General features: G+C 30.7%; 25 protein-coding genes. 14 read left to right on the plus strand and 11 right to left on the minus strand.

Annotation, left to right across the window (positions count from 1 at the left end):
• Nucleotides 1-607: 607 nt before the first annotated feature.
• Complete coding sequence (locus VCM48_RS14590) at nt 608-3,205, minus strand: NACHT domain-containing protein (protein ID WP_482270979.1); 2,598 nt, start codon at nt 3,203-3,205, stop codon at nt 608-610.
• Between the two features lie 655 nt (nt 3,206-3,860).
• A complete protein-coding gene (locus VCM48_RS14595) occupies nt 3,861-4,448 on the minus strand; it encodes a 2OG-Fe(II) oxygenase (RefSeq protein WP_482270980.1) in 588 nt (195 codons plus the stop codon).
• Nucleotides 4,449-4,811: 363 nt separating this feature from the next.
• Between VCM48_RS14595 and nadC the strand changes: the two genes are divergently transcribed.
• The 7 genes from nadC (at nt 4,812) to folE (ending at nt 12,183) form a co-directional block, all read left to right on the plus strand.
• Nucleotides 4,812-5,672, plus strand: a complete 861-nt coding sequence (gene nadC, locus VCM48_RS14600) for a carboxylating nicotinate-nucleotide diphosphorylase (protein WP_121145756.1) — start codon at nt 4,812-4,814, stop codon at nt 5,670-5,672.
• Nucleotides 5,673-5,688: 16 nt separating this feature from the next.
• Nucleotides 5,689-7,791 (plus strand): M3 family metallopeptidase, encoded by a 2,103-nt coding sequence (locus VCM48_RS14605; protein WP_482270981.1) that lies wholly within the window; start codon nt 5,689-5,691, stop codon nt 7,789-7,791.
• A complete protein-coding gene (locus VCM48_RS14610; RefSeq protein ID WP_482270982.1) occupies nt 7,792-8,361 on the plus strand; it encodes a pentapeptide repeat-containing protein in 570 nt (189 codons plus the stop codon). It abuts the gene before it with no gap.
• Nucleotides 8,342-8,518 carry a four helix bundle protein gene (locus VCM48_RS14615; RefSeq protein ID WP_482270983.1) on the plus strand — a complete coding sequence of 59 codons (177 nt, stop codon included), beginning with the start codon at nt 8,342-8,344 and terminating at the stop codon, nt 8,516-8,518. Before VCM48_RS14610 ends, VCM48_RS14615 begins: the two co-directional genes overlap by 20 nt.
• A gap of 122 nt (nt 8,519-8,640) precedes the next feature.
• The gene (locus VCM48_RS14620) at nt 8,641-9,576 is read left to right on the plus strand and encodes a YihY/virulence factor BrkB family protein (RefSeq protein WP_440121061.1); all 936 of its coding nucleotides are present in this window, start codon (nt 8,641-8,643) and stop codon (nt 9,574-9,576) included.
• A 124-nt stretch (nt 9,577-9,700) separates the two neighbouring features.
• The gene (gene hisS, locus VCM48_RS14625; protein WP_482270984.1) at nt 9,701-11,443 is read left to right on the plus strand and encodes a histidine--tRNA ligase; all 1,743 of its coding nucleotides are present in this window, start codon (nt 9,701-9,703) and stop codon (nt 11,441-11,443) included.
• A gap of 71 nt (nt 11,444-11,514) precedes the next feature.
• Nucleotides 11,515-12,183 (plus strand): GTP cyclohydrolase I FolE, encoded by a 669-nt coding sequence (gene folE / locus VCM48_RS14630; RefSeq protein ID WP_394342531.1) that lies wholly within the window; start codon nt 11,515-11,517, stop codon nt 12,181-12,183.
• Nucleotides 12,184-12,452: 269 nt separating this feature from the next.
• On the opposite strand, the gene VCM48_RS14635 is transcribed toward folE, so the two are convergent.
• The 4 genes from VCM48_RS14635 to mtaB are packed head-to-tail and all read right to left on the minus strand — an operon-like array spanning nt 12,453 to nt 16,173.
• Nucleotides 12,453-13,355: a lytic transglycosylase domain-containing protein gene (locus VCM48_RS14635; protein WP_274641374.1), complete on the minus strand. Its 903-nt coding sequence runs from the start codon at nt 13,353-13,355 to the stop codon at nt 12,453-12,455.
• 35 nt (nt 13,356-13,390) lie between these two features.
• Nucleotides 13,391-14,056: a lipase family protein gene (locus tag VCM48_RS14640; RefSeq protein ID WP_482270985.1), complete on the minus strand. Its 666-nt coding sequence runs from the start codon at nt 14,054-14,056 to the stop codon at nt 13,391-13,393.
• Nucleotides 14,056-14,802, minus strand: a complete 747-nt coding sequence (locus VCM48_RS14645) for a DUF6438 domain-containing protein (RefSeq protein WP_482270986.1) — start codon at nt 14,800-14,802, stop codon at nt 14,056-14,058. Before VCM48_RS14645 ends, VCM48_RS14640 begins: the two co-directional genes overlap by 1 nt.
• Nucleotides 14,803-14,838: 36 nt before the next feature.
• A complete protein-coding gene (mtaB, locus tag VCM48_RS14650) occupies nt 14,839-16,173 on the minus strand; it encodes a tRNA (N(6)-L-threonylcarbamoyladenosine(37)-C(2))-methylthiotransferase MtaB (RefSeq protein WP_482270987.1) in 1,335 nt (444 codons plus the stop codon).
• A gap of 127 nt (nt 16,174-16,300) precedes the next feature.
• Here mtaB and VCM48_RS14655 point away from each other — a divergent pair, with 127 nt between their 5' ends.
• Genes VCM48_RS14655 through VCM48_RS14670 form a run of 4 tightly spaced genes read left to right on the plus strand, consistent with a single transcriptional unit; the run spans nt 16,301 to nt 19,241 of the window.
• Nucleotides 16,301-16,801, plus strand: a complete 501-nt coding sequence (locus VCM48_RS14655; protein ID WP_051435931.1) for a GNAT family N-acetyltransferase — start codon at nt 16,301-16,303, stop codon at nt 16,799-16,801.
• The gene (locus VCM48_RS14660) at nt 16,798-17,118 is read left to right on the plus strand and encodes an antibiotic biosynthesis monooxygenase family protein (RefSeq protein WP_482270988.1); all 321 of its coding nucleotides are present in this window, start codon (nt 16,798-16,800) and stop codon (nt 17,116-17,118) included. Before VCM48_RS14655 ends, VCM48_RS14660 begins: the two co-directional genes overlap by 4 nt.
• Before the next feature lie 19 nt (nt 17,119-17,137).
• Entirely contained in the window at nt 17,138-17,650 is a 513-nt protein-coding gene (locus VCM48_RS14665) for a DUF4442 domain-containing protein (RefSeq protein ID WP_099215368.1), read from the plus strand.
• Nucleotides 17,607-19,241 carry an ABC transporter substrate-binding protein gene (locus tag VCM48_RS14670; RefSeq protein WP_482270989.1) on the plus strand — a complete coding sequence of 545 codons (1,635 nt, stop codon included), beginning with the start codon at nt 17,607-17,609 and terminating at the stop codon, nt 19,239-19,241. The genes VCM48_RS14665 and VCM48_RS14670 overlap by 44 nt, the downstream gene beginning before the upstream one ends.
• Here VCM48_RS14670 and VCM48_RS14675 read toward each other — a convergent pair.
• The 5 genes from VCM48_RS14675 to VCM48_RS14695 all read right to left on the minus strand — a co-directional run bounded on the left by VCM48_RS14675 (nt 19,238) and on the right by VCM48_RS14695 (nt 21,948).
• Complete coding sequence (locus VCM48_RS14675) at nt 19,238-19,972, minus strand: YggS family pyridoxal phosphate-dependent enzyme (protein ID WP_482270990.1); 735 nt, start codon at nt 19,970-19,972, stop codon at nt 19,238-19,240. The genes VCM48_RS14670 and VCM48_RS14675 overlap by 4 nt on opposite strands.
• The gene (locus VCM48_RS14680) at nt 19,965-20,690 is read right to left on the minus strand and encodes an AAA family ATPase (RefSeq protein WP_482270991.1); all 726 of its coding nucleotides are present in this window, start codon (nt 20,688-20,690) and stop codon (nt 19,965-19,967) included. The genes VCM48_RS14675 and VCM48_RS14680 overlap by 8 nt, the downstream gene beginning before the upstream one ends.
• Nucleotides 20,691-20,781: 91 nt before the next feature.
• A complete protein-coding gene (locus tag VCM48_RS14685) occupies nt 20,782-21,384 on the minus strand; it encodes a MarR family winged helix-turn-helix transcriptional regulator (protein ID WP_482270992.1) in 603 nt (200 codons plus the stop codon).
• Nucleotides 21,384-21,647 (minus strand): DUF2024 family protein, encoded by a 264-nt coding sequence (locus VCM48_RS14690; protein ID WP_482270993.1) that lies wholly within the window; start codon nt 21,645-21,647, stop codon nt 21,384-21,386. Before VCM48_RS14690 ends, VCM48_RS14685 begins: the two co-directional genes overlap by 1 nt.
• Nucleotides 21,648-21,714: 67 nt before the next feature.
• A complete protein-coding gene (locus VCM48_RS14695; protein ID WP_274641363.1) occupies nt 21,715-21,948 on the minus strand; it encodes a thioredoxin domain-containing protein in 234 nt (77 codons plus the stop codon).
• Between the two features lie 307 nt (nt 21,949-22,255).
• Between VCM48_RS14695 and VCM48_RS14700 the strand changes: the two genes are divergently transcribed.
• The 3 genes from VCM48_RS14700 (at nt 22,256) to VCM48_RS14710 (ending at nt 25,145) form a co-directional block, all read left to right on the plus strand.
• Nucleotides 22,256-24,046, plus strand: a complete 1,791-nt coding sequence (locus tag VCM48_RS14700) for an ATP-binding protein (protein ID WP_482270994.1) — start codon at nt 22,256-22,258, stop codon at nt 24,044-24,046.
• Between the two features lie 6 nt (nt 24,047-24,052).
• Nucleotides 24,053-24,694, plus strand: a complete 642-nt coding sequence (locus VCM48_RS14705) for a response regulator (RefSeq protein ID WP_482270995.1) — start codon at nt 24,053-24,055, stop codon at nt 24,692-24,694.
• A gap of 109 nt (nt 24,695-24,803) precedes the next feature.
• On the plus strand, nt 24,804-25,145 hold the full coding sequence (locus VCM48_RS14710; protein WP_440121080.1) for a zinc ribbon domain-containing protein: 342 nt from the start codon (nt 24,804-24,806) through the stop codon (nt 25,143-25,145).
• Nucleotides 25,146-25,170: the final 25 nt, after the last annotated feature.

The following is a 25,170-nucleotide window of genomic DNA, read 5'->3' on the forward strand; positions in this document are numbered from 1 at the left end:
AATTTTCTTTTTTATTAATATTCTAATCATGCTAGGGATTAGAGAGATGATTGCACTTGTTCCTAGAATCTTTCCATATTTTATTTCATTCCAATGTAATTTCCTAATACCGTTTTCACAAGTTGTACATTCAATAACTTTAATGTTAGCATCTATTGCTGAAATAGCAATTAATGAAATCCCAAAAAGGATTAGGTAAATAATTACGTTTTTTAGGATATGAATGGTTTTTTGATTCAGGTTTTCTAGAGTCAGAATCAGAAGTCCAATTCCAAATGTTAGGAAATAAAGTTTGTTAGAGAAAACAAAAAAGTTTTTTCCAATGAATTGTATGGTATCAGAAGTTGACCATATAAAAATATTCTGAATTAAGTCACGAAAAAAAGACTCAGAATGGTATGCTATCCCAATTCCGACTATAAATGCTAAAATTTCAAATACTACCTTTTTTATCAATTTTGAGTAAGTTTTTCTACTTGTTTACAATGTTTTTGTATAAGATTAGGTGCATGTTTAAACACTAAATTTAGCAAATAAAAACCGAATAGAAAATCTATAGTGCTTCCGTAAAAAGTATAAAAAGACGTGGTTAATAACACAATTTTTTTTATTCCAAGCCTTGAAAGAAGAAGTCTGTTTCTTTTTCTTTTTTGTTTTCAGCCTCTACAGAATTGATAAGTTTTTTACATATTTTAATATTATATATGTCATCTTTCAAACTTTTAACGATTCCATCAATTTGATTTTGATGTTTTTCCAAAAAATCTTTGACATTATTTGGAAAAAAATAAAATTCAGCTTCTTCAATTTTAGTATCAAAATTTACTTCAATTATTACCGATTCATCTGGCTTATATTTACATTTTTTCAGAAGATTACTTTTCTTATTTCTTAATAACCTTTTTGTGGGAAAACCTTTGTCGATTTTTAGTAATACAGTTTCTAAAGATTTATCTTTAATATCATTCAATCCAACGACTACTTCCATTGAGTTAACAGGGTGCTTGCAGTACTTTTCAAGAGATGGTTTTAGATCTTGAATGTTATTAAAAAAGTATAATAAAGCTTTTTTATCAGGTTTAAAAAAAGCCAATCTTTTATCAAAAATATAGTTAGAAATTCTCAAAATGACTTCAAATATTTCATCAGATTCATATTTTTTAACTTGTTCATTATAAAATGTGTTATAAGATTTACAGATAGGATATAAAATATGCTTTCTGAAAGACTTAAAATCTATATCGTAGCATAAATCGATGATACCATAATAAGAGATTGAATTTTGTTCTTCATAAAGTCTAGTTAGGATTTCTCCTTGCTTTTCTTTCGTGTCCCGACAAATAAATTCTGCAGCAAAATATTCCTGTAAGGTTTTATGTGACCATTTATACTTTAAACCTTCTTTCTGAAAAATTGGTACATGAGTTATTATATCATATATGAATTTATTTGTGTCGAATTTTATGCCAGGAAAGAAATCATTAGACCTTTTGATAAATCGTTCTAGTTCTATTTGATTAAATTCTACTTGATTAATTAAAGCTGTAAAATATGCTAATCCACGGAGTATTTTATGAAAATCATGCATACTTAGCCCAGTTTCTTTATCCCTTTGGAATCTTTCGCCTTTTATTATATCATGTGCTTGAAATAGGGCTTCAAAGACTTCCCAATAAAACTCTTGCTTATGAATAGGAATATTCTCTCTGTGTTCAAATTTTTTGTATAATAATGAAATTAGTAATGGACTTTCTAGGAACTCAGAAAGTTCTTTTCTATCATCACCTTTTAGTTGGTCGACTAAAGACAGTGATTTTACATTATTATTACCTATTTTTTTTATGAGTTCATAAGCTTCTGCCTTAGTCAATCTATCAATACTAAATTCCTGAAAATCACCAAAGGTCTTTAGTGTATCTTCTGGTCGAGAAGATATAATGAATAGATTCTTATCAGCTTTGGAAATAAATTGAGATAAATCTTTAGTGACAAATGATTTATTCCCTTTTGAAATTTCATCATAACCATCTAGAAAGAAAACAAACCCTCCTTTTGAAATTAAATTGCGAGTTAGAGACTTTTCTAGCTCCTTATCAATGGGTTCAAGCTGACTAGTTATTTCATCGATAATGGAATTATCTTTATTAAGACTTCTTAACTCAATAAAAATTGGAATTCCTGAGTTCTGAATAACACAAGATCTAAAAAGCCATTTAAGAATTGTTGACTTTCCCATACCACCATGGTCGCAAACTAGAACTTTTTTGTATTTTGGGATAAAGTCATCAGCATATCGATGTGTATTTATTTTTGCAGGTTTCTCAATGTCTTTTTTACAAGATAATGTTAAAGGGTAATAATAATCTTCAATCTTCTTTTGTTGATTCCCGAATACTAATGTTTGTGCAGAGGAATATTTATTTAATGCTTGTGCTAAATATGTTTTGAACCTAAATTGGTAATCTTCAATAGGTAGATCTTCTTTTTTAACTTTTTGAATTAGAGGTTCTAAATAGGTTGAAACAATTTTTTCAATTAGAGTATTGTCTGTCGCAGTATATATTTTAAAGAATGTTTTGGCTATATTGATATACTCCTTGAGGTATATGTCGATGTCTTCAGGAATAACTTTAATGACTTTGATATTGCTCAATATATCTTTTAAATCATCTATTTGTTCATGTAAATTAACAGTCTTTAAACTAGCATATTGTTTTATTATGGATTGACTTAAATTGATTAAATCTTCTTTCAATATTTTCTCATTGAAATTTGATAAAAAATTACTAGCCGTATTTGCAAACCCAGTACTAACCACAAAATAATAAGTGAAATTTTTCTTGCTATCAACAAGTTCTGGTTTTACTAATACATTAAGAGAAAACTTTAATATTTCGTTTATCGCTTGAGGTTTTGTTAACCTGCTTTTGTATTTTTTACATTGAATAAGTCCATTAATTTTACCATCATGATAAAGAGTTGAATCAAACCCCTTTTCACCAACTCCTGACATTAAATCAATATTGTCAAATTTACCGTCAAATTCCTTATCATTAAATTTTATTCTTTCTTTGAATAATAAATAACAAAGTGTTTCAAATTCTCTATCTGTAATATCATTTAATGGGAAGTTTCCATTGTAAATAGTTGGTTTAGAGGCGTTGTTTTTAATTTCTGCAATTCTCTGCTCTGTTATTTTCTTCATTAATAAATGTTTGATTTATAGTAGAAGCTCTTTGTATTTCTATATTATACAAGCCTTCAGTAAGATTACAATTGTATTATGTGTTTACATCCCTGCGAACCTAATACAAAGTATATACACATTCTTACGGAATCCCATAAGTTCAACTATTTAAGTAATAAAAGTAGTTTTAGGTACCATTAACGACTTTTGATATAGCTATTTAGGTCGCTGATATCACGGCATGCTCCGAAGACACCACGGCATGCTCCGAAGACACCACGGCACGGGTCGCTAATATCACGGCATGCTCCGCAGACACCACGGCACGGGTCGCTGATATCACGGCATGCTCCGCAGACACCGCGGCATGGGTCGCTAATATCACGGCGTGCTCCGTTGACACCACGGCACGGGTCGCTAATATCACGGCATGCTCCGCAGACACCACGGCACGGGTCGCAGATATCACGGCATGCTCCGAAGACACTACGGCACGGGTCGCTGATATCACGGCACGGGTCGCTGATATCACGGCATGCTCCGTTAACACTACGGCACAGACCTTTTTATCAAAAGTAATTGCCGTAACAACATAAGAACTTTATAGAAATAAATCGCTAACTCCCAAGAACTAACAACTAAGCACTAATAACTAAAAACTAGCGATTAACTACTACCTGTACGGAGGACCCGCAACCCAACCAACAATAGACTTACGAACCCCTTTAGTAATAGGAGTAACACGATGCATCATAAAAGAAGGAAAAACAATAATGGTACCTTTCTCTCTAGGAGCAGTTACAATTTTCTGATTGAACATAAACTGTAAATCACCACCCTCATACTCATCTGGGTCAGATAACTGCATAGAAATACTCAACTTTCTATCAGAAATTTCACCCGCACCAAAATCCAAATGCCAATCAAAAAAATCACCCTCAGTATAGCTAGCCAATTGCAAATTGTTATGAAACCCCAATAAATCAAACCAATACCGTTCGTTATTACATTTAATAGCCAAACCAGCCAATCGGTTGTAAATCCATTCGTTTTCAGGAGTATTATCAATAAACATCACATCACTTTTTCGAAGCTCATCATCATAAGTGTCTGCTCCGCTCAGCGTAGCTTTAATTTTTTCATTATCATCCCATAAATTAAGAATTCGTTCCGTTTCATGCGGAAGAAATAACCCATTATAATGCACAAATTCAGCAAAATTATGTTTCAACGGAAGACCAAAAGGATAGTTTATTGCCATAGTATTTAAGTAGTTAAAAGCGAAGAAAAAGTAAGCTTTTCTTTATAAAAATTAGATTTTTAACAGCAAAGTATAAAAAAACAACCAATAACCATATAAAGAATACCGTAAAAGCAAGTATTTTAACCAAGAGTGTCAAGTAGTAAGTAATAGCTCTCAGTTTTTTTAAAATAAAGGCAACCCTATTAGTCCAAAAAACAAGAATCATTTTAATAATTATAAAGCTATTAAGTATTAGAATAAAACTGTAGAAGTTGTAGAACTTTGTTAGCAAAGGAGTGATAAAAATTATCAAACAATAAACTAATAACTAAAAACGGAGAACTAAAAATAGTTGTATTTTTACGTCAATAATTCAAAACTATGATTTCAAAAGAACAATTTAATAAAGAGTTAGATTTAATTATAGCCAATGCTATTAGAGAAGATATAGGAGACGGAGATCATACCTCATTATCATGTATTCCTGCCGATGCAAAAGGTAAAGCAAAGCTTTTGGTAAAAGACGAAGGAGTAATTGCTGGGGTAGAATTTGCTAAAATGGTGTTTAATTATGTTGACCCAGAATTAGAAGTAGAAACCTTAATAAATGATGGAGAAAAAGTAAAGTATGGAGATATTGTTTTTTACGTATCAGGAAAATCACAATCCATATTAATGGCAGAACGTTTGGTGCTAAATGCCATGCAACGTATGAGTGCTATAGCAACCAAAACCAAGTTTTTTGCAGACCTGTTAGAAGGAACTAAAACTAAGGTGTTAGACACTCGTAAAACAACACCAGGAATCCGTGCTTTAGAAAAATGGGCAGTAAAAATAGGAGGTGGAGAAAACCATCGATTTGCCTTATACGATATGGTAATGATTAAAGACAATCATATTGATTTTGCAGGAGGAATAACACAAGCAATAACTAAGACTAAGAAATACCTAGCGGAAAAAGGACTAGATATTAAAATTATTGTAGAAGCACGCAGTTTAGAAGAAATTGAAGAAATTTTACAAAACGAAGGGGTGTATAGAATTTTGATAGATAATTTTAACTATGAAGATACCCGAAAGGCGGTAGCAATGATAGGAGATACATGTTTAACAGAATCTTCTGGAGGAATTAACGAAAAGACTATTAGAGAGTATGCAGAGTGTGGTGTTGATTTTATTTCGTCTGGAGCCTTAACACATTCAGTATATAATATGGATTTAAGCTTAAAAGCAGTCGATTAATATAACTTACTACATCATGAAAAAACAACTATTACTCATAGCAACGCTAGTAGTAGCTATGTCGTGTAAAACAGAGCAAACTAAAAAAGAAACCACTTCAAACATGGTAGAAAACCCATTATTAGTAAAAAGCAGTTTACCTTATGGTGCACCAGATTTTACCAAAATAAAAAACGAACACTTTATGCCTGCAATTTTAAAAGGTATGGAAGTTCAAAATGAAGAAATTGCTAAAATTATAGCAAATTCAGAAGCTCCAACATTTGAAAATACAATTATAGCTTTTGAAGAAAGTAGCAAAACGTTAGATAATGTTGAGGCAGTTTTTTATGCTTTAGCAGGTGCACATACGAACGATACAATTAAAGACAATCAAAAAGAATTAGCTCCAAAGTTTTCTAAACACAACGATGAAATTTTGCTAAATACGCAACTATTTGAAAGAATTAAATTTCTATATTTCAATTTAGAACATCTTGAGTTAGATGCGGAGTCTAAACACTTGGTAAAAGAACAATATAAAAAGTTCGTTAAAGCAGGAGCTGACTTATCTGAAGAAAAGAAAAACGAGTTAAAAGAAATTAATGCAGAATTAGCAAGCTTATCTAACGACTTCGGAAAAAAGTTATTAGATGCTAGCAAAAAAGGAGGTTTAACGGTTACGGATAAAGAACAGTTAAAAGGACTTTCTGAAGAAACAATTAAAGGATTAGAGAAAGACGGAAAGTACGAAATCCAATTAATCAATACTACGCAACAACCTTTATTACAAACTTTAGAAAATAGAGAAGTTCGTAAACAATTGTTCGAAAAATCTATTCACAGAACAGATGCAGGTGAGTACGATACAAGCGATTTAGTAAAGAAAATGGCTTCGTTACGTGCTAAGAAAGCACAAATTTTAGGTTTTGACAACTTTGCTAGTTGGAGCTTACAAGGAACAATGGCTTCTACACCAGATAAAGTTTTTGAAATGTTCAACGGATTAATTCCTGGTTCATTAGAAAAAGTAGCTGCTGAAACAAAAGAAATTCAAGCAGAAATTAACAAAGAAGGAAACGACTTTACTTTAGCACCATACGATTGGAATCATTTTGCTGAAAAAGTACGTAAGTCTAAGTACAACTTAAATGAAGATGAGGTAAAACCATACTTTGAGCTAACCAATGTGTTAGAAAAAGGTGTGTTTTATGCGGCAACAAAATTATACGGAATTACCTTTAAAAAGCGCACAGATATTCCAACATATCACCCAGATGTGGTAGTGTATGAAATCTTTGAAGAAGATGGTAGTAAGTTAGGGTTGTTCTACGGAGATTTCTTTGCAAGAGATAGTAAAAGAGGAGGAGCGTGGATGAGTGCTTTTGTAAAGCAATCTAAATTAAGAGGTCAAAAGCCAGTAATCTACAACGTTTGTAACTATCCAAAACCAGCAGAAGGAGAACCAGCATTAATTAGTTTTGATAATGTAGAAACTACCTTCCATGAGTTTGGACATGCGTTACATGGTTTATTCGGAAATCAAAAATATGCATCAATTTCAGGAACAAGTACAGCAAGAGATTTTGTAGAGTTTCCATCGCAGTTTAACGAAAACTGGGCAACACATCCAGAGGTATTAAACAACTATGCATTGCATTATAAAACAGGAGAAGTAATTCCTGATGCATTATTACAAAAAATTAAAGATGCAGGAACGTTCAATCAAGGATATTCAATTATAGAAAACTTAGCATCTTCTAATTTAGATATGCAATGGCACACTATTTCAGCAGATACTACAATTGAAGATGTAGCTAAATTTGAAGAAGAAGCTTTGGCTAAAATGAAGTTAAAGATTGATGAGGTACCACCAAGATATCGTTCAACGTATTTTGCACATATTTTTAGTGGAGGATATGGTGCAGGATATTACTCGTATTTATGGACAGAAATGTTAAGTCACGATGCGTACGATTGGTTTAAAAACAACGGATTGTTAACTAGAGAAAACGGTCAGAAGTTTAGAGAGCAAATCTTATCGAAAGGAAACACGATGGATTATGCAGAAATGTATCGTGTTTTTGCAGGAAGAGATCCACAGGCAGAACCAATGCTAAAAGCAAGAGGATTACAATAAATGAATGATTTCTTTGACAACGAAACATTTACAAAGGTTGATTTTACAGTAACAAAAATCAGCAAAGGAGAATATGACAGCTGTACGTTCGAGAATTGCAATTTCGAGAACGTACATGCTTCAAATATTGAATTTTTAGAGTGTGAGTTTATCAACTGTAATTTTAGTAATACAGTGGTAAACCACACTTTTTTTAAAGATTGCACTTTTGAAAATTGTAAAATGGTTGGGGTAAAGTTTAATGAATGCAACAACTTTTTGCTAGAAATGAGCTTTCATAACTGCCAGCTAAACTTATCTTCTTTTTACCAATTAAAAATTCCCACTACAAAATTTATAAGTTGTAATTTGCAAGAAGTAGATTTTGTTGAAGCTGACTTAAGTAGAGGTCTCTTTAAAGATTGTGATTTAAAAGGAGCAATTTTTGATCGGACGAATTTAGAAAAAACAGATTTTACAACTGCCACTAATTTTGCAATTGATCCTGAAAATAATAGGGTTAAAAAAGCGAAATTTTCCAATGAGAATATTGCAGGACTATTGTATAAATATGGTATTGTGGTGGAGTAATGTGGTAGCCTCGTTGTTTGAATTACAAACGCAACTTGAAATTTCTTCAAACTTAGAGTATATTTCAAAAGAATCTTTTGACAGACTTTATGAAGAATCAAGAGAGATAGAAAGAATGCTGTCAAGTTTAATAAGAAAGCTAAAAGAAAAACGATAAAAACTATGCCACTAAAAAAACTATGCATCTTTGAATCTCAGAAACCAATAACACTTTGCAACTAAAAACACTTTGTAACTTAGAATCTCTGAAACTAGAAACACTTTGCAACTAAAAAGAAAATGACTAAACAGATAGAAGAAAACCTTGAGAAAATTCCAGTAATTAACTGGCTCGTGGCCTTTGGAAAGAAAATTAAAATTCCAGGGTTAGAAGGAATGTCTTTGTACGATGTACTTGAAATGTATGTTATTGGTATTGTAAAAGGAGCATTAACTACAAGGGCAGGAGGTATTGCTTTTAGTTTCTTTATGGCAATCTTTCCATTCTTATTATTCATTTTAACATTGATTCCTTACATCCCGATTGATGGATTTCAAGATGGGTTACTTTCATTAATGCAAGAAGCATTACCACCAAAAACCTTTGAAGCGGTAGATTTTGTTATAAAAGATATTATTAACAATCAATACGGTGGATTATTGTCATTCGGTTTCTTAGCCTCTATTTTTTTAATGACCAATGGTGTAAATGCAATATTTGGTGGGTTTGAATATTCTTATCATGTAACCGAAGTAAGAAATGTTTTAAGAGCCTATTTTATTTCGTTAGCAGTATCATTGCTAATGTCATTTTTCTTAATCGTAACGGTAACACTCATTATCTTTTATCAAATAGCCTTAACAAGAATTCACAAAATTGGATGGTTAAACACAGGAGATTTAGACTTGTTTTACTACGGAAGAGGTTTCTTGTTTTTAGTAATGATTTTTACCATTGTATCTTTACTCTTTAGGTACGGAACTAAACAAGGTAAAGAGGTAAAGTTCTTTTCTCCAGGTGCTATTTTAACTACAGTAGTATCTATGTTTACCTTTTACTTATTTGGAATTTATGTAGTTAAGTTTGCTCAATACAATCAGCTATACGGCTCAATTGGTACCCTGTTAATTTTAATGTTGTTCGTATGGTTAAATGCTATTATTTTACTCTTAGGTTTTGAGTTAAACGCTACAATTTATCGTTTAAAACGTAAAAATAAAGCGAGAGCTAAATAACATTATTCTTCATATTTTTTTCGGATATTTGCAGGCTAAAACGCAAAACAAATTACGAATTAATAATTACGAATTATCAATAAATTCATAATTAAAAATTCATAATTCATAATTAATAAAAAAAATGAAACCAGGAATCCCAAAAGGAACAAGAGATTTTTCATCAACAGAAGTAGCAAAAAGAAACTATATTTTCAATACAATTAAACATTCGTTTGAAAATTTCGGATTTCAACCTATTGAAACACCAAGTTTTGAAAACTCTTCTACATTGATGGGGAAATATGGTGAAGAAGGGGATAGATTGATTTTTAAAATTTTAGATAGCGGAGATTTTTTAAATAAAACCCAAGAAGATATAATTAAAAAAGGTTATTTAGAAAATCTATTAGACATTTCTTTTTTCAAAAAACTTTATGAAAGAGAGATTAGAGATGAAGGAATATTGAAAGGTTGTAAGGATATTTTTGAGTCTTTTAAGCTTATAAGAGATAAATCTGAGATAATAAAACCAAAAATAACCATAGCATTAGAAGCCAAAATTTTTGAAATAAGCTACAAAGATAACTATTACACACAACAGACTCATAATTTTTATAATTCAATAAAGGAAGAAAAAATTAATGATATATTTGATACGTTAATAACAATTTCTGGGAAGATTAATTGTGCGATTGATTTTAAAGATATTTTTATAATTTCAGACATAAATAAACTTCATACTTCCATAATAGCAAATAAACTAGTTAATTTTAGTAATTATTTTGCTTCTCAAATTTCTGAAAAAGCATTGCGTTACGATTTAACAGTTCCGTTTGCACGTTACGTAGTACAACACCAAAACGAAATTACATTTCCATTTAAACGTTATCAAATTCAACCAGTTTGGAGAGCAGATAGACCACAAAAAGGACGTTTCCGTGAGTTTTATCAATGTGATGCCGATGTGGTAGGAAGTACTTCATTATGGCAAGAAGTTGAGTTTGTACAATTATATGATACTGTTTTTAGTAAGTTAGGATTAAAAGGTACGACTATCAAAATCAACAACCGAAAAATCTTATCAGGAATTGCTGAGGTAATCGGTGCATCAGACAAACTGATTGATTTTACAGTGGCTTTAGATAAGTTAGATAAAATAGGAAAAGACGGTGTGGTTAAGGAGATGTTGGAGAAAGGAATTTCTGCTGAAGCTATTGAAAAAGTTGATCCGTTATTTAATTTTTCTGGAAGTAATCAAGATAAGTTAGCTTCTTTAGAGGCCATGTTACAAGGTTCGGAAGAAGGATTACAAGGAGTGGCTGATTTGAGAACCGTAGTTAATAACGTAGAAAGTTTAGGGCTAGATTCAGCAAGCTTAGAATTAGATGTAACCTTAGCTAGAGGATTGAACTATTACACAGGAGCTATTTATGAAGTAGCAGCTCCAGAAGGTGTAAAAATGGGGTCTATTGGTGGTGGAGGTCGTTATGACGACTTGACAGGTATTTTTGGTTTAAAAGATGTTTCTGGAGTAGGAATATCTTTTGGATTGGATAGAATTTACTTGGTAATGGAAGAGTTAGGATTGTTTGAAGCAGTAGAATTGCCAAAGCCTAAAGTATTGTTTTTAAATTTTGAAGAAAGCGAGAGTTTAGATAAAGTAAAAGCCATAAAAACATTAAGACAAAACAATATAAAGTCAGAAATGTATCCAGATGTGGCAAGCAGTAACAACCAGCAAAAAAAGCAGTGGAAATATGCTACAAATAGAGAAATTGAGTTTGTAGTGACAACTGTTGAAAATGGTACGCTTGTTGTTAAAAATATGTCGACGGGAGAGCAAACTACTTGTTCTTTAGACGAATTGATAAATAAAGTGCAGTAAATTACCAACAATGTTGTAAATTTGCGCCCTACTAATTTTAGATAGAAATGTTTGAAGTGAACAACAACAAAATGAATGACGATAGCATAGATGAAATAGGAGAGAACCACATTGGTACGTCGGCTAAAACGCCTTTACGTGCGGATGCTTTCGATATTTCTGACAAGGAAAAAATTGAAAAAATTCAAGAGAACGTTAAAGAAATTCTTGAAACGTTAGGAATGGATTTAACTGACGATAGCATGCAAGGTACTCCTAAAAGGGTTGCAAAAGCTTTCGTAAATGAGTTGTTTATGGGGTTAAACCCACAAAATAAACCAGAAGCGTCAACATTTGACAATACTTATAAGTATGGTGAAATGTTAGTTGAAAAAAACATTATTGTATATTCAACATGTGAGCATCACTTATTACCAATTATTGGTAGAGCTCACGTTGCGTATATTTCTAATGGTAAAGTAATAGGTTTGTCTAAGATGAATCGTATTGTTGAGTATTATGCTAAACGCCCACAAGTACAAGAGCGTTTAACAATGCAAGTAGTACAAGCAATGCAAGAAGCTTTAGGAACTCAAGATGTTGCATGTGTTATAGATGCAAAACACTTATGTGTTAACTCAAGAGGTATTAAAGATATTGAAAGTAGTACAGTTACTGCTGAGTTTGGTGGAGCATTTAAAAATAAAGAAACCAAACGTGAATTCTTAGACTACATAAAATTAAATACTGATTTTCAATAGAAAATAAAGTTTAAATAAATAAAAAAGCTCATTCGAAAGAATGAGCTTTTTTTATTATGATTGAGTTTTATTTTGTTTTAATTTTTTAACACCATCAACTATAAACCAAGAAGCAAACAAAACTCTAAAGAGTAAGAAAACATATTGGTTTTCGGTTGTGAAGTTGAATAGGAGTCGATACACTTCTCTTTTTTGAGAAAAGGCAGAAAACGTATTAATTAAAATAAATATACCTATAAATAGATATATATAAGGAAGTGCTTTTTTCACTATTTAACTGGAATTTTAATTTCGTATAGTTTTCTACTACGGTTGTTTAATTTGTTTTCTCGTAACCAAGAGTTATGTAGTTTAAGCTCTTTGTAGGTAATTCCGAATTTTTTGGCAAATAAGGCGATATTACTAATAGCAGTATCTACTTTAACAGTATAGGTTTCAGGAAGGGTATATAAATCTTCTTTATCGAAAACAAAACCATACTCTTTTGGATTAGATATAATTTCTTTTAAAGCTAAAATTCTAAAAACGTAGCGCTCGGTTTCATCAGGTAACAATGCATCGTAATAGCTAGTTACACCTTGAGCATCTAATCTTTTAGAAACACCATAGTTTCCTGCATTATAAGCCGCAGCTGCAAGCGTCCAAGAACCAAAACGTTCTTTCGATTTTTTTAAATACTCAGCAGCTACTTTAGTAGATTTTTCTATATGATAACGTTCATCAACATTACTATTAATTTCTAAACCATATTCTCTACCTGTTTGCTTCATAAAGTGCCACATACCAGCAGCTCCTACATGTGATGTTTCATCAATAAAACCACTTTCAGCTAAGGCTAAGAATTTGAAATCGTCAGGTAAACCATATTTTTCTAACAAAGGCTCTAAAATAGGAAAGTATTTATTTGCGCGTTTTATAAGTAACAATCCATTAGACTGCCAATAGGTGTTTACTAATAACTCGCGATCCATTCGTTCTCTAATGTCAGGTTTTTCAATAGGAACTCGCTCTCCTGCTAAATTTAGATCGTTAGGTAATTTTAGAGCTTTAACCTCGTAACTTTCCGCTACATTTTTAATGGTTGGTTCGTTTGATTTGCTTATAGTATTGGTAAATAAAATTCCAACAAATACTATAGTTAAGATAGATAAGAAGCGGATTGATTTGTTCATTTCTCTTTTAGTTTTTGTCAAGTTGTGTAATGATGTTAATCCATCAAAAAACATTCCTTTTTTAGTATTTCAGAAATTGTTTTTGCTTTGTTTAAAATCATTACATGTGTTCCATTTTCAATTTCAATTGAATTTTTAATATATTTTATAGGAAAAACTTCATCTTTTTTTCCGTGAATATGAATTATACCGGGAATAGATTCTTTTTGTTTCCAGTGTAATACGTTATATATAGCCCATTGCAAATATTCTTTGTTTCTAACTGATAGGTATATTTTATATAACTCAGCACGTTTTTTTAAATAATCATTAAAAAAGTAACGTTCATAACTTTCAATATTTGAAATAACTTTTGAAGGGAAAAGCTTATAGGCTTTTGTTACTTGTACTAGTTTAAAACGCTTAGGAAACTCTTTATTGCTTTTAACACTTGATATTATAATTATTTTTTTACAATCAATAATTTTACTCATTTCCTGTACCATAATACCTCCAAAAGAAACTCCAATTAACACAGGGTTTTTGTGTTGAATTTTAGCACACATTCGTTGAGCATATTCTTCAATGCTTTCGTTAATAGAGGTTGGTGGCATCCAATCTAAAAAGTGCAGTTCAAAATGTTCTTCAGGTAAAGAAATATGCTCAAATATTTTGGTATTGGCAGCTAAACCAGGGACAAAATACAGGTGATTTTTAGGCATTATTCAATAAACTTTTTGTCTAATAATATACCATCAATATATTCGTGTACATCAATAAGCTCATCAGGAATATCTTTCCATAAACGAATTAAGATTTGTTTTCCATCATGAACTATATAAGTACTAGATAAATCTGGAATTTTAGGATTATTATAAGCGTCCTTAAAGCTTTTAAAATCTTTTTTAGTAAGCTTTTCGTTTAACTCTTGTAGTTGTTTTTCTGAAAGAGCAAATTTTTGAATACCCTCTACAAGTACATATTCTATCCCATTATAAACTACATTTCCTTCTTTATCAATAGAAACTGTATATACAGGGCAATCACCAAAGCATTTCGTTTTGATAATTCTTAAAAGGTTATTTTTTTCTTCGGAAATGATGTTAGTTAATTTTTCTTCTGAGTTGGCATCAACTAATCTAAACTCTCCGCTTTCCTGTAGTTTACCAATCCAAAATTCATGCTTTCCTTCAGGAACTTCAACAATACCTATTTTTGAAGCATCTGTTTCATAAGCCATTTTACTCCAAGTTAAACCGCTGTTTTTTATAAGTGATTTTACATTATCAATACTTTTAGCGTTTTTAAGAACGACAATCAGTTCGTTTTGAGAATCTATAGGTTTTGTAACTTCTTCTTTAGTAATTGTTTCTTTTTCTATTGGTTCTGTTAATTTGGTTTCAGAACTTTTTTTAGGAATACCACAAGAGATTCCTAAGGCTAAAAAAGAGTATAATAGGTACTTCATAAATGAGTTTTTTGATTGTGTGAACTAGTTGACAAGTTAAGCAATAACTCCAGCATCCACAAAATCAAAACGAACTAAACCATCTTCATCAATTTTTGTTAACGTAACTGTGTGTAATGTATTTACCAATTCAGGATTCCAAGGAGCCTTAACTTTTACATAGTTTTCTGTAAAACCGTGGATATATCCTTCTTTATTTTCACTTTCAAATAAAACTGTTAAGGTGTTACCTAACTGACTTTCATAAAAAGCTCTACGTTTTTTAACAGATAACCCGCGTAGCATTTTACTTCGCTTTGCACGTGTTTTCTTTGGAACCACACCATCCATTTCAATAGCTTCAGTATTTGGTCTTTCAGAATAAGTGAAAACGTGTAAGTATGAAATGTCTAATTCACTTAAATAGTTATAGGTTTCTAAAAACAATTCATCTGTTTCACCAGGGAAGCCAACAATAACATCTACACCAATACAAGCGTTAGGCATTACTTCCTTAATTTTTGCAACTCTATCAGTATATACTTTACGTAAATAGCGACGCTTCATTTTCTTTAACAGTTCATCACTACCAGATTGTAGTGGAATGTGAAAATGAGGAACAAATGTGTTTGAGTTTGAAACAAAATCAATCGTTTCATCTTTTAATAAATTAGGCTCAATTGAAGAGATTCGTAAACGGTTAATTCCTTCTACTTTATCAAGAGCTTGTACCAACTCTAAAAAGGTATGTTCGTGCTTTTTGTTACCGAATTCACCTTTTCCGTAGTCACCAATATTTACTCCTGTTAAAACAATTTCTTTAATCCCTTTTTCAGAAATTTCTTTGGCATTTTTCAATACATTTTCTAACGTATCACTTCGAGAAATTCCACGAGCTAGCGGAATGGTACAGTAAGTACATTTGTAGTCGCAACCATCTTGCACTTTTAAGAAAGCACGAGTACGATCTCCAATAGAATACGAACCTACATAAAAATCGGCATCTTCAATTTCACAAGAATGTACTTCACCAATATCATTTTTGGTTAAGTCGTTAATATAGCTAGTTACATTAAATTTTTCAGTAGCACCCAATACCAAATCTACCCCATCAACAGCAGCTAATTCTTCAGGTTTTAATTGCGCATAACATCCTACACCAATAACAAAAGCCTCTTCATTTTTCTTTAAGGCAGACTTTACAATACTTTTAAAACGTTTATCAGCATTGTCTGTTACCGAGCAGGTGTTAATTACATATATATCTGCTTTTTCTTCAAACTCAACACGCTCAAACCCTTCATTAACAAAGTTTCTGGCAATGGTTGAGGTTTCTGAAAAATTTAATTTACAACCTAATGTGTAAAAAGCTACTTTCTTATCTACATTCATCTTTTCTCTGTCCTAAATAAAAAACAAAAGCCTTGTACAAGTCTTTAATTTTTTAGAAGTTCGTATAGTTTATTTAATCTACTACTGCTTAAAGCAGTTTTGGGTTTGCAAAAGTACGATAATATTCATGATTTTTGAAACGAAAAGATTACTTATTCGAAAGCTTCAAGTTGTTGATATAGAACCTTTTTATGAGTTAGAAAGTAACCCTAGAGTATTGCAATATGCAACTGGGGAACCTAAAAATTTAGAAGAAAGTAAAGAGGATTTAAAACAGCTGATAGCACGATACACTAATAAAAAAAATGATTTTTGGATATATGCCATAGAACGTAAATCAGACAATGAATTTGTAGGTACGGTTGCTTTGGTAAAAGATGAAGAGGGAAATGATGAAATAGGATATCGGTTTATAGAACGATACTGGGGTAATGGCTTTGCAACAGAGCTTTGTGAAGGATTAATACAGTACTGTAAATCGGTAGGAATGAAAAAACTTATTGGGTGTGTGGTGGATGAAAATATAGCTTCCGCTAAAATATTAGAACGATTTAACTTTGTTGCGATAGAGAAATTTATAAGTGACGATATTGGCTTACCAGAAACAAAATATGAACTAATTTTATGATAATAGATAATTTAAAACCTCCGTATTACGCAGTAATTTTTAGCACAACTCTTTCAGATGATACAGAAGGATATTATGAAATGGCTGAAAAAATGGACAATTTAGCTAAAGAACAAGAAGGGTACTTAGGAGTAGAGTCAGCGAGAAGTGATGTAGGGATTACGGTTTCTTATTGGGAAAGTTTGGATGCTATCTTAAAATGGAAAAATAACATAGAGCATACTGAAGCTAGAAATATAGGAAGAGAGAGATGGTATAAAAAATATCAACTTCGAATAAGCAAAGTAGAACGAGAGTATGGGTTTGAAAAAGTTTAATAGATAAGGTAGTAAATTTATGTACGCAGCACTAAATAAATTTTTAAGTAAGTTTTTTAAGAAAAGTACCATATTTAAGTATGGGTTTAACTTATCTCCAATGTACAAAAGGTCTACAGGAAAAATAATATATGTATCTGATGACTTATTGAATGTGAAAGTGAAAATTCCTGTTAGTTATAAAAACAAGAATTATGTAGGATCTATATTTGGTGGAAGTTTATTTTCGGCAACAGATCCAATTTATATGATTCAATTAATTAATATTTTAGGAAATGATTATGTTGTTTGGGATAAAAGTTCATCTATTAAGTTTATAAAACCTGTTTATGAAGATGGTTTTATAGATTTTATTTTTTCTACTGATGAAATTGAAGAAATAAAGAAGAGAATAGAAGTAGAGAAAAAAATAGATTTAATTAAAGAGCTAGAAATAGTAAGTAAAGATAAATCTACAGTTTTTACAAAAATTGATAAAACCATATACATTGCAGATAAAACGTACTATAAAAATAGAAGAAAGAATACATAATTTTTTATTAGTTCTTATAGCTTTATTAGTTATAACTTCTTGTAAAAAAGAAAAAAGTAATTTTACTGATAAACAAGTTTTTCGCTATAACGAGCATTCAAATATTACTTCATTAGATCCTGCTTTTGCAAAAGACCAACGAAATATTTGGGCTGTAAATCAATTGTATAATGGATTGGTAGAGTTGGATGATAGTTTACAAGTACAACCTTCAATAGCTAAGAATTGGACAATTTCTGAAGATGGAAAAACCTATCAGTTTCATTTAAGAAATGATGTATTATTTCATAAACACGAACTGTTTGGGAAAGACTCTACAAGAAATGTAATAGCCAAAGATTTTGAATATTCTTTTAATCGATTACTTGATAAGAATGTGGCGTCTCCAGGAGGCTGGGTATTACAAAATGTTGCTAATTTCAAAGCAGAGAGTGATTCTGTTTTTACAATCAATTTAAAGCAACCTTTTCCACCTTTTTTAGGATTGTTAGCTATGAAGTATTGCTCTGTAGTTCCAAAAGAAGCAGTTGATTATTTTGGAAATGAGTTTAGAGCAAACCCGATAGGAACTGGTCCTTTTCATTTTAAACTTTGGGTAGAAAATACCAAGTTGGTATTGAGAAAAAATCCACTATTTTTTGAAGAAGATGAAAAAGGAAATCAACTTCCGTATTTAGAAGCAGTAGCTGTAACTTTTTTACCAGATAAACAAAGTGAGTTTTTACAGTTTATTCAAGGAAATATCGATTTTATGAAAAGTTTAGATGCTTCGTATAAAGATGACATTCTAAATACTGATGGAACCTTAAAAGAGAAGTATGTTTCTAAAATAGATATGAAAACAGGGGCGTATTTAAATACAGAATATTTAGGGATTTATTTAGATGGAGAAGATGAGCACCCAACAAAATCGAAATTGATACGACAAGCTATAAATTTTGGTTTTGATAGGGAGAAGATGATTAAGTTTTTGAGAAACGGAATCGGGAGTCCTGCTACAAGTGGATTTATCCCGAAAGGATTGCCTTCATTCAATAATCAACAAGGATATTCATACAATCCTGAAGAAGCAAAGAAGTTGGTAGCAGAATACAAAGAAGAGACAGGAGATGAGAATCCGCAAATAGCAATTACAACGAACAGCAACTATTTAGATTTGTGTGAGTTTATTCAACGTGAATTACAAAAAATAGGAATAGTAACTAAAGTAGATGTAATTCCACCTTCAACGTTACGCCAAGGAAAAGCAAATGGTAAGTTACCTATTTTTAGAGCAAGTTGGATTGCAGATTATCCTGATGCTGAAAATTATTTATCGCTTTTTTATAGCAAAAATTTTACACCAAACGGCCCTAATTATACACACTTTAAAAATGATTTTTTTGATAGGTTGTATGAACAATCCATTAAAGAAGTAAATGTAAAAAAGCGTTATACCCTATACCAAAAAATGGATAGTATTATTATTGCTGAGGCTCCAATTGTACCATTATATTATGATGAGGTAATCCGCTTTACACAAAAGAATGTTACAGGTTTAGGAATTAACCCTATTGATTTATTGAATTTAAAAAGAGTACAGAAAAATTAAGAGCTACTTTTTGCTTCGTTCCAATAATAGCTATCAGGGTAGATACGTTCTCCAAAAATAGCTGTTCCAACTCGTACAATAGTAGCACCTTCTTCAATAGCGATTTCTAAATCACCACTCATTCCCATGGAGAGTTCTTTCATAGCTACATTAGGAATTTGTAGTGCCTTGATTTTTTCTTGAAGCTGTTTTAAAAGGCGAAAACATTTTCGAACTTCATCGGATTCTGAGCTTAGTAAACCAATGGTCATTAATCCCTTTATATGAATGTTTTTAAACTTAGATATTTCTTTTACAAGCTCAATAGTTTCTTCTGGATTGGCTCCGAATTTACTTTCTTCAAAAGAGGTGTTTACTTGTATGTATACATCAATTTCTTTTTCTTCAAAAGTTAACCGTTGATGTAATTTTTGAGCAACTGATAAACGATCGATAGATTCAATACAACTAGCCCATTTTATAACTTCTTTAATCTTGTTACTTTGTAAATGACCAATAAAATGTACTTCAGGTTGTAAGTGTTTTATTGCATTACATTTTTGTTTTAGCTCTTGTACTTTGTTTTCACCAACAAGAGATTCACCTTGCTCTAAAGCAAAATTTATTTTGTCTGTATTTACCGTTTTTGTAGCTAATAATAAACGAACATCTTTTGGGTTTCTATTCGCTTTTTTACAAGCAAATTGTATTCTTTGATGAATAATGTTGAGGTTGTTTTGAATATTATCCATTTACGAATTGATTGTTTAATTCTTGTTTTTCAATAATTTTATTTTTTACAGCTCGAAGAGTAATGTCTTTTGCTTCCGCATACGATATATCGTACACACGATTTACTTTTCTAAACTCTTCTGGGAATTGTTGCAGTAACGTTTCGTAATAGCTGTCTAAGTCTGATTCACTAGGCGCTTCGAATTTAAGTTTTAACTGAAAACGTCTTAAAAGTGCAGTATCTATAACACTAGAGTAATTGGTAGCAGCAATTAATAAAACATCGTTAGGTAATTGATCTATTAATTGAATTACAGTATTAACCAATCGTTTCATCTCGCTAGAGTCTTTACTGTCGTAATCACGAGCTTTACCGATGTAATCAAATTCATCTAAAAATAACACAGCACTTTCTCTTGTAGCTTTTTTAAAAACTTCGGAAATATTTTTAGCGGTTTCTCCTAGTTTTGAAGAAACAATGCTACCCAAATTAAGTATGATAATTTTTTTATCAAGCTTTTTAGCAATAGCTTTAGCGGTGGTAGTTTTACCACAACCAGTATGTCCGAATAATAAGATTTTATTGTCAACAGGGAGTTTGTATTGATTCAAAACAGCTATATGTTTAAATTCTTTTAGTAGTTGCTGTAGCGTATTTTTATTTTTATTACTAAGATGAACTTCATCTAGTTCTATAGTTGTTTCTTTCGTTTGAAGAATCAAGTTATGTATAGCCATTTTATAATTTTTTGTCAAAAATAAAAGGTTATAGGTAATAAAGTAAACCTTTTAACATACAGTTAAGAAGTAGGATTGATGCTTTAAAACACTAACCTTTAAACTCATGTTCTGGACAATCAATTCTTAACTCTTTCGAAGCTAATTTAGATTGTAAAAGTTTACAAAAATGCTCATTGTTTTCATTTTGATAATAAGAACAAGTAAAGCACATTCTCTGAATAGTTATAACTCCTGCCTGATTTAGTTGGTATATTACTTTTAAGAGTCCTGTTAGTATATCTTTCTTTTGATCTTCAGGTAATGAACTTAAAGGTTTCTCTATATTAAGTGTAAAATTAGCTGATTTCTCTGCTATTTGTTTTCCTTGATTGGTTAAACCAATAATATAACTTCTAGTATCGCTAGGATTATTAAACTTTTGAACCAGTTCTTTTTTTAATAAAACCCTAATACTATCACTAATGGTAGCTTTAGTCATATTGAACTCTTCAGCTAAATAACTCACTTTACATTTTTCTTCTGAATGAAACAGTAAAAAAATTAGAATTTGAATTTGAATAGGACTTAAAGAGTTCTCTTTACTTTCGCTCCAAAGAAGTACTCTGAAAGCTTCAGAAATTCGCTCCAAAGCCACAACTATTTTACTTTCAATTTTAGCGTTTTGCTGATTTAAGTCAAAAGGAGATTTCATTAATTACAGTTTTCCATTTCGTATATAAAATACCCTTTTTTATGTATAGCATCTTCCCATTCAGGTTTGAGTATTTCAATATGGCAAAATACACATTCTTTTGAAGATATTTCTAGGTTTTCTAGACCTTTAGTTCTTAAATATTCTTTTCCATAATTAAAAATTATGTTAGTGTCTTTATTGTTAGAAGGGGCAATAATATCAAAATGCATTATTGTACTATCTTTCTTAGTTACATAAGTATCCCAAACAGCTACTTCCATTTTATATAATTTATAACATTAAAAAGTCCTACAAAATTAGGAATCCTAACTTTGTAGGACAAAAAAATTATCCTTTTACTTCTTCCATTGATGCTCCAAAATTAATATGGAGTACATTACCAGTAGGAGTAACCAAAGCAGGGACAGATTTTACACCAGCATTTTCTGCTTCTAAAATTCGATTTTTGTCATTACCGAAGTGAACTACTTCAACATTGTCTAAACCAATTAGATTTATAATGTCTTGTTCTGCACTAACACAAACAGGGCAACCTGCGTGATAAAAAATAGATTTACTCATAATTATATTGATTTTAAATTTCACTACAAATATAGTTAGGTTTCCTAACTAATAAAAATTATCAGGAATAAATTTTTAAAAATAAATACTGATAAAAGAGTTTTATTTCTTTAGAAAGGAGTAGAAAGAATAAAATCATTAATAGTTAATTAAGAAATAAAAATGTTATGTAATTTTAGCGGTTCTAATTGTTTAGAGAAAAGGTTTAATAATTGAGATGAGAATAGGTTACTTAAAAAGAGGTATGAGATTGTTATTTGTAAAACAAGTTACAATCGCAGTCTTTTTGTTTTTTACTTTTAAAGCAATGTCACAGTCGGAAGGAGTGCAAGGGTTTAAAGCTTTTGGAGTAAACCCTACAATACCTAATGATTCTCTTTTTTTAAAAATTAATACTGCAGAAAATTTTAAAGCTAAATATGATGCTACATTTGATCTTATAGAATTTCATAGAGAAAAAGGAAACTTAGACTCTATAATATACTATGGAAATAGACTGTATACAGAAACCACTAAGAATAAATTAATAGACAAAGAAAATCATTTATCAAAGGTTTCAAGTATAGTTGCTGAAGGAAAGTTAGAAAAAGGACTTTTTGACGAGGCTTTGAAGTGGTTTTTTAAAGGAATAGAACATTCAAATAGTGAGTCGAATGATGAGTTGTTTATCAAAAATAGAATAGGACTAGGAATAGTAAAATATGTTAGAGGAAAAGAAGAGGAAGGAAAAGCAATTTTAGAAGAATGTATTGAAAATGCTCCAAACGAAAAGCTAAAGCACGATGCTATTTTTGAGCTAGGTTTTATTTATTACACAAGAAAAGAGTTTGAAAAAGCAAAGGAAAACTATGAGAAAGCAAGATTATTTTATGTAGCAGAAGGTTTTGTAAAAGAAGCATTGAAAACTGATTTATGGCTTGGTAGAATATTACAAAAAGAAGGTAAAATAGATGAGGCATTAGATCTTTGTTATAATGTTTTTAACGAATCGTTATCCAGAGGCTTCTATACCTTATATGCTAAAGCAGGGAATGTAGTAGGTAATTTTTATTTAAAAGAGAAAGACTATGAAAATGCCAAAACTATATTATCTACAGTATATATAAACTCTATTCAGTGGAGGAATTTAGAAATAGAAAGAAGAGCTATTTTAGGTCTTCAAAATGCTTATGCAGAAACAGGAGATTATAAAAATGCGCATGCTTTAATGACACAATTAAATCGTGTAAACAATGAAATTTTAGTAAGTCAAAATAAACAGCAAGTCAATGAGCTAGAAGTACAGTATAAAACACTGGAGCAAAAACAAGAAATAGAACGACAAAAAACAATGAAAGCGTATATTTTAATAGTCTTTCTTATTGTATTAATACCTGTACTTGCTCTATTATATGTTTACTATCAAAAGCTTCAAACACAAAGTAAACTTAATAAGACTTTAGAAGAAGTAAATCAACAAAAAATAACTACTTTACTTAAAGACCAAGAGTTAAAATTGGTAAAAGCTTCACTCGAAGGACAGAATAATGAAAGAAAACGTATTGCTAGAGAGTTACATGATAGTATTGGAGGAAACTTAGCAACTATAAAATTGCAATTATCTAATAAGAGTAAATTAGAAGAAGAAAGTCTCATTAAACAAGTAGATGAAACGTATAATCAGGTAAGAGAATTGTCTCATAATTTAATGCCTAAAAAGTTTAAAGATTCTGCTTTTACAACAATTATAACAGAGTATATAAACAATGTTAAAGCGCTATCTAAAGAACAAATAACGCTACAAATTCATCCGGCAGATGAGGTGGATCAAATAGATGAGAACTTGAAAGTAGAACTCTATAAAATAATTCAAGAATTATTGACCAATGCATTAAAACATGCCAAGGCAACACAAATAGACATTCAACTTTCCGTATTCAATAATACAATACAACTACTTTTTGAAGATGATGGTGTTGGATTTGATCAAGAAAAAGTAAGGTACGGACTTGGGTTTCAAAATTTAAAAGATAGATTAAAAACAATTAAGGGAAATGTTTTAATAAACTCTTTTCCTAGCAGAGGAACAGTGATAGATATTGATGTACCTTTAAATTAATACATGATGACTTATAATATTATTTTAGTTGATGACCATAAAATGTTCTTAGACGGATTGTTAAACATTTTTAAGAATGAAGATGTTTATAATATCTTATTAACGGCAAATAGTGGTGAAAATGTAATAAAGTACATAAAAACAAATCCAGATCAACATATAGATATTGTTATAAGTGATATTTCTATGCCAGATATAGATGGTATTACATTGAACGATTATATAAAAAAAGAACGTTCAGACATCAAAACATTAATTGTTAGTATGCATACAGATACAGGGATGATAGATGCATTAATAAAGAATAATGTTGATGGATACCTGTCTAAAAATGCAACACAATCAGAATTATTACAAGCTGTGCAAACTATTCTTAATGGTGAAAAATACTTTTCACAATCTGTACGGGAAGCATACATGGAAAATGTTTTTAATAAAAGAAAAGAAATGTCTGTAATGTTAACGGCAAGAGAAAAAGACGTACTTAAATTAATTGCTGAAGAATATACTACACAAGAAATAGCAGATAAACTTTTTTTAAGTAAGCATACTATTGAAAGTTACAGGAAGAATTTAATATCAAAACTCAACGTAAAAAACCTAGCTGGATTAACAAAATACGCAATAAAACTAGGGCTTGTAGAGTAATAATTTAGCGTAGCCCCTGAAAACAGGGTAATAACTTTCACTAGTTTCAGTCTATTTAAACAATAGATACTCTCGCATCTTTGTACCGTAATTAATAAGTAATAAAGTTATGGTAATTTTTGGATGGCGAGAAGCCAAAATAAACATACAACCAGTAAACAATCATAGTTGCAATTATTGTAATACGCCAGAGCGATTGTTTATACAAGTAAATAGATTGTATGCACATATATTTTGGATTCCTGTTTTTCCATTATTCAAAAAAACATACAGTATTTGCGGGCATTGTAAATTAGAAATGAGCAAAAGTCAAATGCCACCAGATTTACAACGAAAAGCAAAAGAGCATAAGCAAACAAGTAAAACTCCTTGGTGGATGTTTTCAGGACTTATCATCGCAACTTTTTTAATGCTGTTTATGTTTTCTTCAGCACTTTTAATTCATAAATAATAAAATCAATATAAACCATTTAAAT

Source organism: Tenacibaculum sp. DPLXC6, from assembly GCF_056815515.1.